This window comes from Bartonella sp. AC70YNML, assembly GCF_042196545.1.
Taxonomy (GTDB): domain Bacteria; phylum Pseudomonadota; class Alphaproteobacteria; order Rhizobiales; family Rhizobiaceae; genus Bartonella.
Window position 1 is genome coordinate 1 of sequence record NZ_JBHIQK010000070.1, and the last position, 505, is coordinate 505.

General features: G+C 59.0%; 1 protein-coding gene. It reads right to left on the reverse strand.

Annotated elements, in window-relative coordinates:
• Positions 1-505: Tn3 family transposase (locus ACFIMU_RS08790; RefSeq protein WP_375697044.1), on the reverse strand; the 505-nt coding region annotated here is incomplete at both ends.

The following is a 505-nucleotide window of genomic DNA, read 5'->3' on the forward strand; positions in this document are numbered from 1 at the left end:
ATCCTTAACAGCCTCGCCCCGATTGAGCACCCGGCGCAACTCGTTCCTGAAAGCGTCCTTGACAAAGTAGTCAGCCAAAAACGCCGTACGCAGCAACCGCCCCAATTGCACGCCAGCCTCATAGATTGGATCGCCCTGGGCGGCAGAACCGAACCGCGCAAGAGCTGCCACCGCACTGGCATGTCCGCTCATGACCGAGGCTGCCAGGTGCACCAGACTATCCCAATGCTTTTCGATCAAAGCGACGTCGACATTGGCTTCGCACACCGCAGCGATTTCTGCGGGCACTTTGGTGCCGCGTGGCACAAAGAGGTGGCGCTGTTTGAGTTCCTTCAACCGCGGGCAAAGATCAAACCCAAGCAAACGGGCATGTGACATGGCAAAGTCGGTGTAGCCGTGGGTGTCCACCGCCAACTGGCTGGTCTCGATGGATTCTTGGCGCACGACACCCTCAATGGCGACCCCTGCCTGGCGCTCATTGAGCACAAAAGGCTGCGCGTAGAAG